Source organism: Serratia sp. J2 (assembly GCF_046269175.1).
Classification (GTDB): domain Bacteria; phylum Pseudomonadota; class Gammaproteobacteria; order Enterobacterales; family Enterobacteriaceae; genus Chania; species Chania fonticola_C.
The window spans coordinates 194,544-210,570 of record NZ_JBKABN010000002.1 but is presented as its reverse complement, the minus strand read 5'-3'; the positions used below and the strand labels follow the sequence as shown (position 1 = coordinate 210,570).

The window sequence follows — 16,027 nt, the reverse complement described above, 5'->3', positions numbered from 1 at the left end:
CTATTTTTTTGTTAGCGCCATTTTTATCCGTCACTATCGAGGTGTACCATTTTTACCCGAGTAGCCAATTTCTGCCGTAAGGTACTAATCCGCGATGACAAGTTGACCCGCGAAGATGCGCCGGCCAGCGATAAAAACCAAGTCCGCGAAGAAAGCGCGCCTGCAGAACCGTTAGCAACAACGCCACCGCGCTCAACCGAGAGCGGCAGAGAGACACCTGCCCGCCGTCCAGCGCCGCGTAAACGCCCGCCATTTGTAGCCGCAGAGGGAACGCGCTCAATGACCGTTATCCCCCGCGATCAACATGCGATCTCGCGCAAAGATATCAGCGAAAACGCGCTGAAAGTGCTGTATCGCCTGAATAAATCCGGTTACGAAGCCTATCTGGTCGGCGGCGGTGTACGCGATCTGTTGCTCGGCAGAAAGCCGAAAGATTTCGACATTACTACCAACGCCACCCCAGAGCAGGTGCGTAAACTGTTCCGCAACTGCCGCCTGGTCGGCCGCCGTTTCAGGCTGGCGCACGTGATGTTCGGGCCGGAAATCATCGAAGTCGCCACCTTCCGTGGCCACCACGAACAGAGTCAGGAATCTGACAAGAACTCCTCCCAGCAGGCCCAGAACGGCATGCTGCTGCGCGATAACATCTTCGGTACCATCGAAGACGATGCCCAGCGCCGCGATTTCACCATCAACAGCCTGTATTACGGCGTAGCCGACTTTGCCCTGCGTGATTACGTCGGTGGCATGCGCGATCTGCAACAGGGCGTGATCCGCCTGATCGGCGATCCGGAAACCCGCTACCGTGAAGATCCGGTGCGTATGCTGCGCGCAGTGCGCTTTGCCGCCAAGTTGGACATGACCATCAGCGAAGAAACCGCCGAGCCTATTCCACGCCTGGCCTCGCTGCTGCACGAAATCCCACCTGCACGCCTGTTTGAAGAAGCGCTGAAGCTGCTGCAAACGGGTTACGGTTACCAGACCTACCTGAAGCTGTGTGAATATCAGCTGTTCCAGCCGCTGTTCCCATTGATCGCGCGTAACTTCACGCCGAATCACGACACGCCGATGGAGCGCATTCTGGAGCAGGTATTGAAAAATACCGATCACCGCCTGCAAAACGACAAGCGCGTCAACCCGGCGTTCCTGTTTGCCGCCATGCTGTGGTACCCACTGCTGGAGCACGCACAGAAACTGGCGCAGGAAAGCGGCCTGGCCTATTACGACGCCTTTGCGCTGGCCATGAACGACGTGCTGGACGAAGAGTGCCGTTCACTGGCAATCCCCAAACGAATCACTACACTGGTACGTGACATCTGGCAACTGCAGTTACGCCTGTCCCGTCGTCAGGGCAAGCGTGCGCACAAGCTGATGGAACACCCTAAATTCCGTGCGGCGTATGATTTGCTGGCACTGCGTGCCGAAGTGGAAAACAACCCGGAGATGCTGCGTCTTGCCGAATGGTGGGATGAGTTCCAGGTGGCCACCGCGGCCCGCCAGAAAAACATGTTGAGCACGCTAGGCGAAGATCCGGCACCGCGTAGGGCTCGTCAACGCCGCCCACGCCGCAGGACTCCAAATAACGAAGGAGCATAATGATCCGCGTTTATATCGCGCTGGGTAGCAATCTGGCGCAACCTTTGCAACAGGTGAATACCGCGCTGGAGGCGTTGGAGCATATTCCACGCACCCGTCTGATCGCTTGTTCACCGCTGTACCGCACCAAGCCGCTGGGGCCACAGAACCAGCCGGATTATCTCAACGCGGTGGTGGCACTGGATACCCAGTTGCCACCGGAACAGCTACTCGATCACACCCAGGCGATAGAACGTAATCAGGGCCGAGTGCGCAAAGATGAACGCTGGGGCCCTCGCACGCTGGATCTGGATATGATGCTGTACGGCGATCTGGTGATCGACACCGATCGTCTCACGGTGCCCCATTATGGCCTGAAACAACGTGAATTTATGCTCTACCCGCTGGCGGATATCGCTCCGGATCTGGTCTTCCCAGATGGTGAAACGCTGGCAGAGTGCCTGCAACGTGTGCCAAAAAACGGCATGACGCTGTGGCATCAGCCCAAGGCTTGAATACCGCCCCCAGACAAGGTTATCGTTGCGATAAACCCACCCTCCTGCCGATTGGCAAAGCTAACACGTAGCCCATGCAGGCTGGCAATCCGCTGCACAATAGACAAGCCCAGCCCGCTTCCCGTCTGTTCTTGCCCCGGTGGGCGATAAAAGCGCTCCCCCAGTCTTTCCAGATGCTCAGCCGTGACGCCAGGACCATCGTCCTCCACCGTCAGTTGCCGCTGGCTAAGCGTGACCGTAACCGTGCCACCGGCCGGAGTGTAACGTACCGCATTGTCCACCAGATTGCGTACCAACAGCGATAACAGCAGCGGCTGGCCCGATAATGCAGGAGGTTCGCCCTGCTGCTGGTAACGCAGTGTGATCCCGGAGGTATGCGCCTGTCGATCCAGCTCCGCCAGGGTCATCGGCACCCATTGGCACCAGTCGACCAAGGCCAGATCGTGCAAATCGGCGAGCGAGTCCAGCCGGGACAAGGTGAGCAGTTGATCCACCAGGCGCGTGGCTCGATCGATACCCACCGTCAGGTTGTTCACCGCATGTTCACGCATGGGCACATCGTCTCCCGCCAGTTGCACCACCTCGGTCTGTACCCGCAATGCGGCCAATGGGCTGCGCAACTCATGGGCAGCATCCGAAGTAAACCGACGCTCACGCACCAACAGGCTATTAATGCGCGTAAACAACGTATTGAGCGCCTCGACCAGCGGACGCACCTCGCTAGGTACCTGATGTACATTCAGCGGCGTAGCGTCGTCTGGGGCTCGTTTACGCAGGCTGGCGGCCACCTCACGCAGCGGTCTTAGCTCGCGGCCTACCATCAGGGCAATCAACAACATCAGGATCGGCAACGTCACCAGCCAGGGCAGCAACTGCCCCATCACCAACCCCAACGCCATATCATGCCGATAATCCCATTCCTGGCCGACCACAATACGGTAACGGCCATCCGGGCTGGTGAGCCATAGCAACCGCCAGCTGTCGCTATCTCCTTTGCGTTGACCATCGACAAACCCTTGCCGCTCGCCGTCAAACTGAAAATCCTCACCGTTCTCACCGTCATTGAGCAGCATGCGTCCATCGTGGGAAAAGATGGCGAACGCCAACGCATCATCGTCCTGCTCTCCGCGTTTACCGTGGTTCAGCATCTTCTTGGTTTTCGGCAGACTGCGCACTTGCTGATTAGCCAGTAAATCCCCCAGATCGGCGGTCGCCAGCCGTTTGGCAAACAGCATCTGTTGGGTGTCGAACACTTCGTTGATATTGTGGCGCGTCATCATCCACGCCACCACGCTGGCAGAGCACCAGGTCAGCAATGCCAGCAGGCTGAAGATCAGGATCAGCCGCAACCGCAAACTCAATGACTTCACGGCTCATCCCCCAGCGTGTAGCCCACGCCATGTACGGTGCGGATAAAGCCGTTACCCAGCTTGCGCCGCAGATGATGGATATGGACCTCAACCGCGTTACTGCTCACGTCATCATCCCAGTTATACAGTTTTTCCTGGATCAGCGGCCGTGCCAGCACGCGCCCCTTGTTGTGCAGAAACAATTCCAGCACCGCCAGTTCGCGTGGGGTCAGCGTTACGGGTTCACCGTTGCAGCTCACGCTGCGCGATGCGGCATCAAACACCAGGTTGCCATGGACCAGTTGGGGCGTCAGTTGCCCATGGCGGCGACGGATCAACGCCTGTAAACGCGCGGCAACCTCCGTCAGGGCAAAAGGCTTGCACAGGTAATCGTCGGCTCCGCTTTGCAAGCCGCTGACACGCTGTTCCAGTGCGTCACGCGCTGTCAGGATCAGCACCGGCACATCCTGTCCGGCCTGACGCCACTGGCGCAGCAAATCCAACCCGTCCAACCCCGGCAAGCTGAGATCGAGGATCACCGCATCATAAGGAGCGCTATCCAGAGCGTTCTTTCCGATGATGCCATCGGTGAACCAGTCGAGGTTAAACCCCAGCTTGGTCAAGCCCGCCTTGATGCCATCACCGATCAGTTTGTCGTCTTCAATCAACAGAATTCTCATGGACTCTCCCTCTAGACAGACCATTACATCATAAGCTTCTTAAGAACATCTTAACCATCAGCATCGGAGCTACCCACCCCTGAAGGGTTACAGTAGAATGACAGCACTTTTTACCACCGTGCTACAAATCCAGGCCGCGCGGTTACTGCAGGAGACGTTGTGATGAAACCTACCACCCTGAGCCATTTACGCCAGTGGAAGCAGGAGCAGCGCAAGTTTGCGACTATTACCGCCTACGATGCCAGCTTTGCCCAGCTGTTTGAAGAACAAGGTATTAAAGTATTGCTGGTCGGCGACTCGCTGGGAATGACGCTGCAAGGGCATGACTCAACGCTGCCGGTAACCGTGGCCGACGTGGCTTACCATACCCGCGCGGTACGCCGTGGGGCACCAGCCAGCCTGCTGTTGGCCGACCTGCCTTTCATGAGTTACGCCACGCCAGAGCAAGCCTGCCAAAGCGCGGCCGAGGTGATGCGCGCTGGGGCCAACATGGTCAAAATAGAAGGCGGCAGTTGGCTCTGCGAAACGGTGAAAATGCTCACGGAGCGCGCCGTCCCCGTCTGTGGCCATCTTGGCCTCACGCCACAATCCGTCAACGTGTTTGGCGGCTACAAGGTGCAGGGGCGCGATGAGTTGGCGGCCAAGCAACTGCTGATCGACGCCCAGAATCTGGAGCTGGCCGGTATGCAGTTGCTGGTGCTGGAGTGCGTACCAACCGAACTGGCCCGCCAGGTTACCGAAGCCTTGTCGATCCCGGTGATCGGTATTGGTGCCGGCAATGCTACCGATGGTCAGATCCTGGTGATGCATGACGCCTTGGGGATCACCGGCGGCCATACCCCTAAATTTGCCAAAAACTTTCTGGCGCAGGGCGGCGATATTCGCGGCGCCGTGCAGCTGTATATTCGGGAAGTCGAGCAAGGTATTTATCCCGACGAAGAGCACTCGTTCAACTGAGTGACCGGCCACGATTGATAGCTAACTAGCTTATCCCTCAACACCGAGGAGTTATGGAATGGTAATTATCGAAACCCTGCCACTGCTGCGCCAACAGATCCGCCGCTGGCGGCAAGAGGGCAAACGCGTTGCGCTGGTGCCCACCATGGGCAATCTGCATGAAGGCCATATGACGCTGGTGGAAGAAGCCCGCGCCCGTGCCGACGTGGTGGTAGTGAGCATTTTCGTTAACCCGCTGCAGTTCGAACGCGCAGACGATCTGGAGCGCTATCCGCGCACCTTGCAGGAAGACTGTGAAAAGCTCAATCGGCGTAATGTCGAGTTGATCTTCGCCCCTGCCCCGGCCGAAATTTACCCCAAAGGGCTGGAAGAACACACCAGCGTTGATGTACCGGTGATCTCCACCATGTTGGAAGGCGCCAGCCGCCCGGGCCACTTCCGTGGAGTCTCCACCATCGTCAGCAAACTGTTCAATCTGATCCAGCCGGACCTGGCCTGCTTTGGCGAGAAGGATTATCAGCAGTTGGCGTTGATCCGCAAGATGGTGGCGGATATGGGCTATGACATTGATATCGTTGGCGTGCCGACGGTGCGGGCCAAAGACGGGCTGGCGCTAAGCTCTCGCAACGGTTATCTCACCGCAGAAGAACGCAAGGTCGCACCGCAGTTGAGCAAAATCATGAACGCCCTGGCGGAGCAGCTAGGCAACGGTGAACGCCACGTCGAAGAGCTGCTGGCACAGACCGCCGAGAAGCTGCGCGAGGCAGGTTTCACCCCAGACGAGCTGTTTATTCGCGATGCCGACACGCTGCAACCGCTGGGCGTAGAAAGCCGCCGGGCCGTGGTGCTGATGGCCGCCTGGTTGGGTAAAGCCCGCCTGATCGATAATCAGCAAGTCGATCTGACGCAGTAAGCCATTTGTTATACAGTCGTTGCCGTTTTTACCCGGTTGGCGGTAGACTGATCGGGTTTTCGGTGACGATAAATATTGCAAGGAAGCAGCTCTTCTTCAGCCGCCTGAAAAGGCCGATATTCAGTTAGGTAACGCTATGATACGTACTATGTTGCAAGGCAAGCTGCATCGGGTGAAAGTGACTCAGGCTGACCTGCACTACGAAGGCTCCTGCGCCATTGACCAGGATTTTCTGGAAGCCGCCGGGATCCTGGAATATGAAGCGATCGATATTTACAACGTGGATAACGGCCAACGTTTCTCCACCTATGCCATCGCCGCCGAACGCGGTTCGCGCATTATCTCGGTCAACGGTGCGGCCGCCCGCTGTGCCTGCGTAGGTGACAAACTGATCATCTGTTCTTACGTGCAGATGAGCGATGCCGATGCCCGCCAGCACCACCCCAAAGTCGCCTACTTTGAAGGTGACAACCACCTGCAACGCAAGGCGAAAGCCGTCCCCGTTCAGGTTGCCTAAAAAAATCGGGCGCTTTCAGCGCCCGTCTTCTCTCTATTCCGTTACCGTCACACCCGGCAACGCACCAGACTTGTTGGCTATCCGCTCCGCCATGGTGGGGATGGAGTCGGTGCGCAGGATATACAGCCGTTTCAAGGTATAGGGATTATCGCCCGGCTTAACTTTGCCCTGCACCGTGGTCACCGCCATATGAAGCCCGGCATCTTTTGCCGCCTGGATCGCCTTTTGGTTATAACCACCAAACGGATAGGAAAGGTACAGCACATGCGGATTAAACTGCTCCAACGCCCGTCTTGAGTGCTCAAAATCGAATTCGATGTTATGCAGCGAACGGCTGAGCAGGATCGGCTGGCGGTTGCCATCGGTGCGATGCAGGAAATGGGTATGCGACTGAATATCAAACACATCCTGGATCGTTTTCAGCTCCGAAATGCTCATAAACTGCAACGAATCCGGGTTCCATTTTTGCGGATGACGTTTGATGCGTGAAGAGATGATAAACGCCGTCGCGCGGAAACCGTAATCCTTCAGTACCGGATACGCGTAGCGATATACCGATTTCAACCCGTCATCAAAGGTCAGCACCACCACTTTGCCCGGCAGGTTGATTTGATTATTCAGGTAGGCTTCCAGCTGGTACATCGAGATGGTGTCATAACCCGTCTGCTTCAAATAGGTCATCTGGTTGCTGAAGGCCACGTCCGAGGTGGTCGTCGACGTATTACGGAAACGTTTGTTCTCTTCGTTTTTCAGCAGATGGTGATAAGTCAGCACCGGAATGCCGTTGTCGACCTCACAGTCCAATTCGCTGATAAATCCCAGACGATCGCCGATATTGACTTCGTACCAGGTGTTATTGAGCCGATCTTTCAGCTTGCCGATAATCGGATAGCGCAGGTTCTCTTCCAGTACGCCAAAGATTTCACTTTTGTTATCCGCCGCCGTGTAGACGTTAATTGCACGCTGGGTGATCAGGTTCTGATTGGTCAACGGCTTGTTCAACTCCCCCAGATCGTCCTTCACCTTACGGGTCTTGCTGATGGCGCGAACGTCGTCTTTATCGATAAAGCCGGTGCCGTAGCCGAACTTAAGCTCGTAATATTCCGCGTCCGCCGGGAACATCTGGATCAGTTGTCCTTTTTTCACTTCACCGACCGGGATCACATGCTCACCGATCAACGAATAAACCTCGCTGTTACGCTGCACTTCCATGTATTGGGCTTGAACAGCGCTGTCTTCTGACAGCAAATCCGCCAACGCTACAGGTGCCAACAACGACATAACAATGCCGAGTAGTCCTGCTGTTATCTTATGTTGAGGCTGCATGATTTGTTCTGCTTACGAGTGCGTCATGAAAAAATGAAGAAAATGTGGATTTCCAGCATAGCACGATTTAAATCGCCGGGAGAAAGGGCTTATTGCCTTAAATTTATAGATTTAGCTGATGTGTGTGCCAAATCAATAAACTCCCTCCCCCGACAACAGGGGAGGGAAATCACATCAGGAACGCAAACCGCGGCCACGCTCAATGAGATACCAGGCCAACCCGTAGAACACCGCAATGAATGCCACCAGCACCAGCATGGTCAGCGCTAACGGCACGTCGGAAATGCCCAGGAAACCGAAGCGGAAACCGCTGATCATATAGACGATCGGGTTCAGTTTGGAGACCGCCTGCCAGAACGGCGGTAACAGCGTCAGCGAGTAAAATACCCCGCCCAGATAGGTCAGCGGCGTCAGCACAAAGGTCGGGATCAGGCTGATATCGTCGAACGTGTTGGCAAAGACCGCATTAAGTAAACCGCCTAGCGAGAACAGGATCGCTGTCAGCAGCAGCGTTACCGCGATCACCCACCAGGAATGGACCACCAGGGGAACGAAGAACAGCGAGATCACCGTCACCAGGATCCCCACACAGATACCCCGCGCCACGCCACCGCCAACATAACCGGCAATGACAACATGCGTTGGCACCGGTGCCACCAGCAACTCTTCAATATTACGCTGGAACTTGGCGCTGAAAAACGACGCTGCCACGTTGGCGTAGGAGTTGGTAATCACCGCCATCATGATCAGGCCCGGCACGATAAACTGCATATAATCAAAACCGTGCATCTCACCAATACGCGACCCAATCAGGTTGCCAAATATGATGAAATACAGGGTCATGGTGATCACTGGCGGTACCAGCGTCTGGATCCAGATGCGGGCAAAGCGGTTGATCTCTTTAGCCCAGATGCTTTTCAAGGCCACCCAATACAAATGCATCATGCTTGCTCTCCACTGCCGTTCACCAGGTTGACGAACAGCTCTTCCAGCCGGTTGGCCTTGTTACGCATACTCAGGACCTGGATCCCCTGCGCGCTCAGTTGGGTGAACAGACCGTTCAGACCTTGCTCACGCATCACTTCTACTTCCAGCGTGGAGGTGTCCGTCAGACGGCTGTGGTAACCCTCAAGATGGGGCAATGGGCTTTTCGCCGCCAGATCCAGGATGAAGGTTTCGGACTTCAGTTTGGCCAACAGCCCCTTCATCGAGGTGTTTTCTACCAGCTCACCGTTCTGGATGATGCCGATATTGCGGCACAGCATTTCGGCTTCCTCCAGATAGTGCGTGGTCAGGATAATGGTAGTGCCCTGGGCGTTCAGCTCTTTGAGGAAGCCCCACATCGAACGACGCAGCTCGATATCTACCCCGGCAGTCGGTTCGTCGAGGATCAGCAGTTTGGGCTGATGCATCAGCGCACGGGCAATCATCAGGCGACGTTTCATCCCGCCAGACAGCATACGCGCCCGCTCGTTACGTTTCCCCCAGAGATCGAGCTGATTGAGATACTTCTCTGCCCGTGCCATCGCCTCGCGGCGTTCTACGCCATAGTAACCCGCCTGGTTGACCACAATCTGCAGCACGGTTTCAAACGGGTTAAAGTTAAACTCTTGCGGCACCAGCCCGAGCTGGCGCTTGGCGTTAACGATATCCTTATCGATATCGTAACCAAATACCCGCACCGTGCCCGCCGTCTTGTTGACCAGCGAACTGATAATGCCGATGGTGGTGGATTTCCCGGCGCCGTTTGGCCCCAGCAGGGCATAAAAGTCCCCCGCCTCCACGTTCAGATCGATGCCGCGCAATGCCTTGACGCCACCGGCGTAGGTTTTGGTCAGCTGCGCTATTTCCAGTGCATAATTCATAAGTTATGAGAGTACCTTGTGATGGAGTTGGCTGCCGAACTTGTCTAAGAGGGAGTTTATCATCAGCGGCCCGATTACCGAGTTGAATCCGTGCGCATATCTATAGGGCAGAAAATTGCTTAACTGTTCCGATTTCCAAATTGTGACGCTTGCCATATATTACATCAACGCAATTCGTTCATAACAGGCCAATAACCGCCATGCAAGAAATCGAAAGGCTTATCGCCAACAACCAAGCCTGGTCCGCTAACATCAACAAGGAAGATCCCGGCTTCTTTGAACGTTTGGCTCAAGCGCAAAAACCGCGATTCTTGTGGATCGGCTGCTCAGACAGCCGCGTGCCCGCCGAACGCCTGACCGGCCTGGAGCCGGGTGAGCTGTTCGTTCACCGTAACGTGGCCAATCTGGTGATCCATACCGATTTGAACTGCCTGTCAGTGGTGCAATATGCCGTCGACGTGCTGGAGGTGGAACATATCATTATCTGTGGTCACCTGGGCTGCGGTGGAGTAGAGGCGGCGGTAGAGAACCCGGAACTGGGGTTGATCAACAACTGGCTGCTGCACATTCGCGATCTGTGGTACAAGCACAGTTCCCTGCTCGGCGAGCTGGAACCGGAACAACGTCTGGATGTGCTGTGCGAGATCAACGTAATCGAGCAGGTGTATAACCTGGGCCACTCAACCATCATGCAGTCTGCCTGGAAACGCGGCCAGAAAGTGATGATCCACGGTTGGGTATACGGTATCCAGGATGGTCGTCTACACGATCTGGAAGTCACTGCTACCAGCCGTGAAAGCCTGGAGATGGGCTACCGCAAAGCGATAGCCACGCTCAAGCAGGAAAAAGGTTCTAGCGCCTTATAGTAGGTTCAGCGCCCTGCTGAACCCCGGCCAGATTATTCGTCCAGCATCACCACTTTGCCGATGTAAGGCAGATGGCGATAACGCTGGGCGTAATCGATGCCATAACCCACCACGAACTCGTCCGGGATCGGGAAGCCAACGTATTCCACCGGCACTTCAACCTCACGGCGCTCAGGCTTGTCCAGCAGCGTACAAATCGCCAGGGACTTCGGCCCGCGCAATGCCAGGATCTCGCGCACCTTGTTCAGGGTGTTGCCGGAATCGATGATGTCTTCGACGATCAATACGTCTTTACCACGGATGTCTTCATCCAGATCTTTGAGGATTTTTACGTCGCGGGTGGTAGACATGCCGCTGCCGTAGCTGGAGGCGGTCATAAAATCGACCTCATGCGGCACTTCAATGGTGCGGCACAGATCGGCCATAAACATGAAAGAACCGCGCAGCAGCCCGACCAGCACCATATCGCTGCCGCTATCGCGGTAATCTTCGGTGATCTGGCGGCCAAGTTCAGCAATACGGGTCTTAACTTCCTGCTCGGAAATCATTACTTCTACAGTGTGTTTCATAGTTTTCAGGTCAGTTGCCGGAAGAAGGGCGCAGAGTTTAGCATAGCTGGCGGGCGGTGGCGACGCGAGTGCGTCACCACTTTACACGCTGCGGCGTGGTTAGCCGCAGCCTGGGATAATTTAATCGGCTACAGTGAAGCCTAACATCATGCCGGTATCTTCATGTTCCAGCAGGTGGCAGTGGGCCATATAGGCCTGATCGGCACTGGCCAGATGATTGAAACGCACCAGCACTTCGCTGCGCCAACCTTCTACCAGCACCGTATCTTTCCAGCCTGCCCGGTGGGCCGCCGGTGGCTTGCCGTTTTCCGACAGAATACGGAACTGGGTGCCATGGATATGGAACGGGTGCATCATCACGTCGCCCTCACCGGAAATGGTCCATTTCTCGTATTTACCGCGCCTGGCCTCAAACGCCGGCTTGGCCATATCATAGGCTTTGCCGTTGATGGTATTGGCATGGCTGAAATCAAACGGTTTGCTGCCATGATCCATCTTGCTGTGGTCCATTCCCGCCATGTTGCTCTGATCCATGCCTTGCATCTTACTATGGTCCATACCAGCCATGTTACCCGCGGCATTGCCATGATCCATGCTCATCCCGGCCATCGCCTGATGCCCATAGCGATCCATCAGAGCCTGCATCCCCAGCATATCCAGCTTAGGATCCATCATCAGTTGCAACCAGCGTTCCTGCACCCCGGCCAGCGATGGCAATGCAGGCAATTTCACCAGGCTGTCCGGCATGGATTTCACGCCCAGCGCCAGTGATGGTTGAATATGCAATACCGGCAGCGGCTGATCGAACGGGGCCAACGTCATACCCATTTGCTTCACTGGCAGGGTAACGATATCGAACGGCTTGCCATCGGAGGCATCGACCAACACTTCAAAGCGCTCGCCCATCAGCATCGGCAGTTCGGTCAGCTTAACCGGTTCGCCCAGGAAACCACCGTCACTGGCAATCACGTATAATGGCCGATTGTCGCTGGTGGACAGGTTAAGCGAGCGGGCGTTACAGCCGTTCAGGAAACGCAGACGCAGCCAACCGCGTGGCGCGATGTGTTGCGGATAGGCAGCACCGTTGGTGAACATACGGTCACCAAACCAACCCACGGCCGCGCTCATGATGTCCAACTGATATTCGATTTGGCCGTCTTTGCCCAGGCGCTTATCTTGCAGGATCACGGGAATATCATCTGTTCCCCAGGTTTTCGGCAAGGGCAGTTGGCTGCTTTCTTCATCTTCCAGCAGCACCAATCCGCCCAGCCCCATCATCACCTGCTGGCCGGTTTTGCCATGCGTATGGGGATGGAACCAGCAGGTAGACGCTGGCTGATCGGCAGTGAAACTCACCGTGCGGGTGGTGCCGGGTTGGATCAAGGCCTGTGGACCACCGTCGACATTACCGGGGATCTCCAACCCGTGCCAGTGTACCGTGCTGGCCTCAGGCAGTTTATTACTGATATCCACCGTCACCGGCTTACCCCGTTGCAAACGGACCGCTGGGCCAAGCAACGCACCGTTAATCCCCCAGGTGCGGGTAGCCACGTTAGGCAACCAGTTCATCTCACCGGTTTGCAGCGCCAACGCGATCTTTCCTTGTGCATCTGGCGTCAAAATCGGTGGGATCGGCAAGGCCGGACGATCGGCCGCCCAGACGGCACGGCTCCATAATGGCAAGGCGCTTGCGGCACCTATTGCGGCGGTCAGTTTGATAAAATCACGGCGTAACATCGCTGGTTCCCTTTTCTCAGTGATCGAAAGCTTAAGGTCCGCAGCCTAAACCCTCCCCTTAGTGGAAGGTCAAGAGCTACGATTAAGGAGTGTTAAGCCCGCATAATTAATTTGGTGCCTTTACAGCCAAGTGTGGTAACGTCAGCAAATATTGAACAGGTCTATTTCATGATGAAAAAAACAACGTTGTTGATGCTGTTGCTGACTATGCTGGGCTTTTCCAATGCCAGCCTGGCGCTGAATGAATCCGAAGCGGAAGATCTGGCCGATCTGACCGCGGTGTTTGTCTATCTAAAAAACGACTGTGGCTATAATGATTTGCCTAACGCGCAAATCAAACGCGCCATCGTGTACTTCGCCCAGCAAAACCGTTGGGATTTGACTAATTATAATAGCTTTAATATGAAATCCCTGGGTGAAGACAGCTACCGCGATCTCAGTGGCATCGCTATCCCTACCCCCAATAAGTGCAAATCTCTGGCGCGCGACTCCCTGAGTCTGCTGGCCTACGCCAACTAATCACTCCCCTGCTTCTACCAACCCTGCCAGCAATACCGGCTGGGTTGGCTATCGCCTATCTATTGCCCTGCCGACAATGCTGTAATTTGCCACACGGAGGGTTTATGATGTTGCGCTCATTTTTCATGGTTGTTATTACGGAGTAACCCGCACATGACCCAGAAAGAGATTTGGTATGAAACGTTACATGCCAACTTTGGCCAGTACTTCTCAGTAGAGCAGGTACTTTACCGTGAGAAGACCGAGCATCAGGATCTGGTGATCTTTGAAAACCCGGTGCTGGGCCGCGTGATGGCTCTCGATGGCGTAGTGCAGACCACCGAGCGCGATGAGTTTATCTATCACGAAATGATGACCCACGTGCCGCTGCTGGCCCATGGCCAGGCCAGGAAAGTGCTGATTATCGGCGGTGGCGACGGTGCTATGCTGCGTGAAGTTTGCCGTCATCAGGGCGTTGAACAGATCACCATGGTTGAGATCGACGCGGGCGTGGTGGAATTTTGCCGCCAATACTTACCTAATCACAACGCTGGTGCCTATGACGATCCCCGCTTCAAACTGGTGATCGACGACGGCGTCAATTTCGTCAGCCAGAGCGACGAAAAATTCGACGTGATTATTTCTGACTGTACCGATCCAATCGGCCCCGGTGAAAGCCTGTTTACCTCGGCGTTCTATGAAGGTTGCGCACGCTGCCTCAACGAGGGTGGCATCTTCGTAGCCCAGAACGGCGTTTGCTTCCTGCAACAGGACGAAGCAGTCAACAGCCACACCAAGCTCAGCCAGTATTTTAACGACGTCAGCTTCTATCAGGCAGCGATCCCGACCTATTACGGCGGCATCATGACCTTTGCCTGGGCCAGCCAGAATCCGGCTTTGCGCCAGCTGGATGTCACCACGCTGCAACAACGCTTTCATCAAAGTGGCTTAGACTGCCGCTACTACAATCCGGCAATTCACGCTGGCAGCTTTGCCCTGCCGCAGTATTTGCTCAATGCACTGAACGTTTCACGTTAAGCGAGAAGATAGGGGCTAAACCTAATTGCAAAAGATCAAACTGCACGGCTTTAATAACCTGACCAAGAGCCTGAGTTTTTGTATTTACGATATTTGTTATGCCAAAACCGCAGACGATCGCGATGGCTATATCGCCTACATTGACGAACAGTACAATGCCAACCGCCTGACCGAGATCCTCAGTGAAACCTGCTCGATCATTGGCGCCAATATTCTCAACATCGCCCGCCAGGACTACGATCCACAAGGCGCCAGCGTCACCATTCTGATGAGCGAAGAGCCGGTCGATCCGAAAGACGTGGATACCTCTGAGCACCCAGGGCCGCTGCCAAAGACGGTGGTAGCACATCTGGATAAAAGCCATATCTGTGTTCACACCTATCCAGAAAGCCACCCAGAAGGCGGCCTGTGTACCTTCCGGGCCGATATTGAAGTCTCTACCTGCGGCGTGATTTCACCGCTCAAAGCACTGAACTATCTGATCCACCAATTGGAATCCGATATCGTCACCATGGACTATCGCGTACGCGGTTTCACACGCGATGTAGCCGGTGTGAAGCATTACATCGATCATGAGATCAATTCGATCCAGAACTTTATGTCCGAGGATATGAAGGCGCTGTACCACATGATGGATGTGAACGTGTATCAGGAGAACATCTTCCACACCAAGATGCTGCTGAAGGATTTCGATCTGAAACACTATCTGTTCAACGCCAGGCCGGACGAGCTGAGCGAAGAGGAGCGGAAAAGGATCACCGATCTGCTGTGGAAAGAGATGCAGGAGATCTACTACGGGCGCAACATTCCGCACCTGTGATGTTGAGATACAGGGCAGCCGAGGTTGCCCTGTCAGTCACACCAGATGCAAGCCTGCGGGTAAATCCGCCAGCTGCTGTTGTGCAGTGGCAGCCAGCGCCTTATCGGTGACGATATCCGTCAGGCTGCCAAGCGGTGCCACACAAAATAACGAGTAGGCAGCGTATTTACTGCTATCTGCCAACAGCACCCGCTGGCGGGCATTGGCCATCAAATCCTGCTTCAAGCCCGCCTTCTCTTCGGTTGGGGTGGTAATACCGTTCTCAATACTCCACGAGTTACAGCTGACAAACGCAATATCCGGATAGATCCCTCGCAGCAATCTGCGCCCATGATCGCCGACGCAGGACTGGCTGCTGTCATCAATACGGCCACCAATGATGGTCACCTCGATCTGTTTAAATCCTGAGAGAAACAGTGCGATATGCAGATCGGCGGTGATCACCCTCAGCGGGAGATGTGTCAAGTGCCGCGCTAACTCCAACATAGTGGTACCCGCATCCAGCACCACTGCATCACCGGCTTTAACCATCGTGGCCGCAAATTGGGCGATAGCCCGCTTCTCCTGCGGGTTACGCAGCTGTTTTTCGTTAGTGGTAGGCTGTGCGGGGATAAAACGGTTGAGGGCCACGCCGCCATGGCTGCGATTGATGATCCCCTGCTCATCCAGCTTGATCAGATCGCGCCGGATGGTGGCAGGAGAAGCATCGATAGCGCTGACCAATTGCTCAACGGTGACCAGATTATGGGCTTTCAGATAATCCAGAATCTGGTCCTGGCGAGTTTGTGGCTTCATGACGTCC

General features: G+C 55.3%; 17 protein-coding genes. 9 read left to right on the top strand and 8 right to left on the bottom strand.

Going from position 1 to position 16,027, the window contains the following annotated elements; genetic code table 11:
* The first annotated feature begins 279 nt into the window (after nucleotides 1-279).
* The gene (pcnB, locus tag ACKWMY_RS02885) at nucleotides 280-1,596 is read left to right on the top strand and encodes a polynucleotide adenylyltransferase PcnB (protein ID WP_370505577.1); all 1,317 of its coding nucleotides are present in this window, start codon (nucleotides 280-282) and stop codon (nucleotides 1,594-1,596) included.
* Nucleotides 1,596-2,090: a 2-amino-4-hydroxy-6-hydroxymethyldihydropteridine diphosphokinase gene (gene folK, locus ACKWMY_RS02880; protein ID WP_024528318.1), complete on the top strand. Its 495-nt coding sequence runs from the start codon at nucleotides 1,596-1,598 to the stop codon at nucleotides 2,088-2,090. The genes pcnB and folK overlap by 1 nt, the downstream gene beginning before the upstream one ends.
* Here the strand turns inward: folK and qseC are convergent.
* Both qseC and qseB read right to left on the bottom strand, forming a co-directional pair.
* On the bottom strand, nucleotides 2,075-3,460 hold the full coding sequence (qseC, locus tag ACKWMY_RS02875; protein WP_409485854.1) for a quorum sensing histidine kinase QseC: 1,386 nt from the start codon (nucleotides 3,458-3,460) through the stop codon (nucleotides 2,075-2,077). The two genes, folK and qseC, sit on opposite strands and share 16 nt — an antisense overlap.
* The gene (qseB, locus tag ACKWMY_RS02870; protein WP_199063329.1) at nucleotides 3,457-4,119 is read right to left on the bottom strand and encodes a quorum sensing response regulator transcription factor QseB; all 663 of its coding nucleotides are present in this window, start codon (nucleotides 4,117-4,119) and stop codon (nucleotides 3,457-3,459) included. The genes qseC and qseB overlap by 4 nt, the downstream gene beginning before the upstream one ends.
* Before the next feature lie 162 nt (nucleotides 4,120-4,281).
* Here qseB and panB point away from each other — a divergent pair, with 162 nt between their 5' ends.
* The 3 genes from panB to panD all read left to right on the top strand — a co-directional run bounded on the left by panB (nucleotide 4,282) and on the right by panD (nucleotide 6,506).
* Nucleotides 4,282-5,076: a 3-methyl-2-oxobutanoate hydroxymethyltransferase gene (panB, locus tag ACKWMY_RS02865; protein WP_024528320.1), complete on the top strand. Its 795-nt coding sequence runs from the start codon at nucleotides 4,282-4,284 to the stop codon at nucleotides 5,074-5,076.
* Between the two features lie 58 nt (nucleotides 5,077-5,134).
* Entirely contained in the window at nucleotides 5,135-5,989 is an 855-nt protein-coding gene (panC, locus tag ACKWMY_RS02860) for a pantoate--beta-alanine ligase (protein ID WP_024528321.1), read from the top strand.
* Between the two features lie 136 nt (nucleotides 5,990-6,125).
* Entirely contained in the window at nucleotides 6,126-6,506 is a 381-nt protein-coding gene (gene panD / locus ACKWMY_RS02855; protein ID WP_024484346.1) for an aspartate 1-decarboxylase, read from the top strand.
* Nucleotides 6,507-6,539: 33 nt separating this feature from the next.
* Here panD and ACKWMY_RS02850 read toward each other — a convergent pair whose 3' ends face one another.
* The 3 genes from ACKWMY_RS02850 to ACKWMY_RS02840 form a co-directional block, all read right to left on the bottom strand.
* Nucleotides 6,540-7,832 carry a polysaccharide deacetylase family protein gene (locus tag ACKWMY_RS02850; RefSeq protein ID WP_024528322.1) on the bottom strand — a complete coding sequence of 431 codons (1,293 nt, stop codon included), beginning with the start codon at nucleotides 7,830-7,832 and terminating at the stop codon, nucleotides 6,540-6,542.
* A gap of 174 nt (nucleotides 7,833-8,006) precedes the next feature.
* Complete coding sequence (locus tag ACKWMY_RS02845) at nucleotides 8,007-8,777, bottom strand: ABC transporter permease (protein ID WP_024484344.1); 771 nt, start codon at nucleotides 8,775-8,777, stop codon at nucleotides 8,007-8,009.
* Nucleotides 8,774-9,697 carry an ABC transporter ATP-binding protein gene (locus ACKWMY_RS02840; RefSeq protein ID WP_024528323.1) on the bottom strand — a complete coding sequence of 308 codons (924 nt, stop codon included), beginning with the start codon at nucleotides 9,695-9,697 and terminating at the stop codon, nucleotides 8,774-8,776. Before ACKWMY_RS02840 ends, ACKWMY_RS02845 begins: the two co-directional genes overlap by 4 nt.
* A gap of 200 nt (nucleotides 9,698-9,897) precedes the next feature.
* Between ACKWMY_RS02840 and can the strand changes: the two genes are divergently transcribed.
* Nucleotides 9,898-10,563: a carbonate dehydratase gene (can, locus tag ACKWMY_RS02835; protein ID WP_024528324.1), complete on the top strand. Its 666-nt coding sequence runs from the start codon at nucleotides 9,898-9,900 to the stop codon at nucleotides 10,561-10,563.
* Nucleotides 10,564-10,595: 32 nt separating this feature from the next.
* On the opposite strand, the gene hpt is transcribed toward can, so the two are convergent.
* Entirely contained in the window at nucleotides 10,596-11,132 is a 537-nt protein-coding gene (hpt, locus tag ACKWMY_RS02830; protein WP_071681992.1) for a hypoxanthine phosphoribosyltransferase, read from the bottom strand.
* Between the two features lie 120 nt (nucleotides 11,133-11,252).
* On the bottom strand, nucleotides 11,253-12,869 hold the full coding sequence (cueO, locus tag ACKWMY_RS02825; RefSeq protein ID WP_409485853.1) for a multicopper oxidase CueO: 1,617 nt from the start codon (nucleotides 12,867-12,869) through the stop codon (nucleotides 11,253-11,255).
* 171 nt (nucleotides 12,870-13,040) lie between these two features.
* Between cueO and ACKWMY_RS02820 the strand changes: the two genes are divergently transcribed.
* The 3 genes from ACKWMY_RS02820 to speD all read left to right on the top strand — a co-directional run bounded on the left by ACKWMY_RS02820 (nucleotide 13,041) and on the right by speD (nucleotide 15,225).
* Entirely contained in the window at nucleotides 13,041-13,388 is a 348-nt protein-coding gene (locus ACKWMY_RS02820) for a YacC family pilotin-like protein (RefSeq protein WP_037375824.1), read from the top strand.
* Between the two features lie 153 nt (nucleotides 13,389-13,541).
* Nucleotides 13,542-14,405 (top strand): polyamine aminopropyltransferase, encoded by an 864-nt coding sequence (gene speE, locus ACKWMY_RS02815; RefSeq protein WP_021806257.1) that lies wholly within the window; start codon nucleotides 13,542-13,544, stop codon nucleotides 14,403-14,405.
* 25 nt (nucleotides 14,406-14,430) lie between these two features.
* Entirely contained in the window at nucleotides 14,431-15,225 is a 795-nt protein-coding gene (gene speD / locus ACKWMY_RS02810; RefSeq protein ID WP_074029651.1) for an adenosylmethionine decarboxylase, read from the top strand.
* A gap of 36 nt (nucleotides 15,226-15,261) precedes the next feature.
* On the opposite strand, the gene ACKWMY_RS02805 is transcribed toward speD, so the two are convergent.
* Nucleotides 15,262-16,020: a DeoR/GlpR family DNA-binding transcription regulator gene (locus ACKWMY_RS02805; RefSeq protein ID WP_024528328.1), complete on the bottom strand. Its 759-nt coding sequence runs from the start codon at nucleotides 16,018-16,020 to the stop codon at nucleotides 15,262-15,264.
* Nucleotides 16,021-16,027 lie beyond the last annotated feature (7 nt).